The organism is Flavihumibacter sp. CACIAM 22H1 (assembly GCF_001601815.1).
Classification (GTDB): domain Bacteria; phylum Bacteroidota; class Bacteroidia; order Chitinophagales; family Chitinophagaceae; genus Flavihumibacter.
This window is the reverse complement of the sequence record NZ_LUKG01000129.1, coordinates 4,668-5,878: the sequence shown is the minus strand read 5'-3', so window position 1 is coordinate 5,878 and position 1,211 is coordinate 4,668. Positions and strand designations below refer to the sequence as shown.

The window sequence follows — 1,211 nt, the reverse complement described above, 5'->3', positions numbered from 1 at the left end:
CTATTCTTCCGGGCACTCAGTCATTCAGGAGCTGCAAAATCGGCTGACGGCAGCCCAGATCGAACTCGATGATCTTGCCGAGGAAGCAGACCGGCTTAGTGATAAAATCCAACACGATCCTGAACGGATCGCCCAAATCGACGAACGTATTAACCTTGGATACAGACTGCTTAAAAAGCATGGGTTTCAGACTACCCGCCAGCTGGTGGAATTAAAGGAGGAACTGGAGGGCAAGCTGGGTAATATAGATCAACTGGACGATCAGATCAATAGGTTGAAAAAGCAGGTGCAGGAAACTGGCGAAAAGGTAAAACTGCTGGCCGGTACATTAAGCGAAGCAAGAAAAAAACAAATTGCTCCTCTTGAAAAGCAGGTGGCCCAATTACTTACCCGGGTAGGTATGCCGAATGCCCGCCTCAAAATACAGATGGATAAAATGGAACCAGGTATGCTGGGCATCGATTCCATCGACTTTCTTTTTGATGCCAATAAAAGCGGGCAATTTGCGCCGGTTCGGAAAGTTGCCAGTGGGGGCGAATTAAGCCGACTTATGCTCTGTATAAAATCACTGGTTGCAAAAAAGATTAATTTGCCCACCCTTCTTTTTGATGAAATAGATACGGGCATATCAGGGGAGGCAAGTCGCCAGGTAGGATTGATTATGAAAGAACTGGCCGCTTCGCGGCAGGTGATCTGTATAACCCACCAGCCACAGATCGCCGGCAGGGCCGACCGGCATTTATTTGTTTATAAAGAGAAGTTGGGCAAAACGATCCAAACGGGTATAAAAGCACTTTCTGCCGAAGAGCGGGTAACTGCCATTGCACAGATGTTGGGAGGCGATAAACCTTCAGCAATTGCCATTGAAAATGCAAAGGAACTGATTATGAACGCTTAAAAATAGCGGCAACTGCTTATTTTCGCTCCATAAAACAATACAATTTTAAATTTTCATTATGGCATATAACTTATTAAAAGGTAAAAGAGGTATCATTTCCGGCGCGCTGGACGAAAATTCCATTGCCTGGAAAGTTGCTGAGAAAGCACATGAAGAAGGTGCTTCAATTGTATTGACCAATGCGCCAATTGCTATGCGTATGGGTGAAATAAAAAAACTGGCTGAAAAAACTGGTGCGGAAATAGTACCCGCAGACGCTACAAATATGGAGGAGCTGGAAAACCTGTTTACCAAATCGCAGGAGATAATGGGG

The 1,211-nt window shown here is 45.3% G+C and carries 1 protein-coding gene and 1 pseudogene; both read left to right on the top strand.

Features of this window, described 5'->3' with window-relative positions:
- Positions 1-898, top strand: a pseudogene (locus A1D16_RS20815) (AAA family ATPase); the annotation flags it as partial.
- Positions 899-956: 58 nt separating this feature from the next.
- The coding region (locus A1D16_RS20810) for an SDR family oxidoreductase (protein ID WP_290713321.1) at positions 957-1,211 on the top strand (255 nt) is incomplete at its 3' end.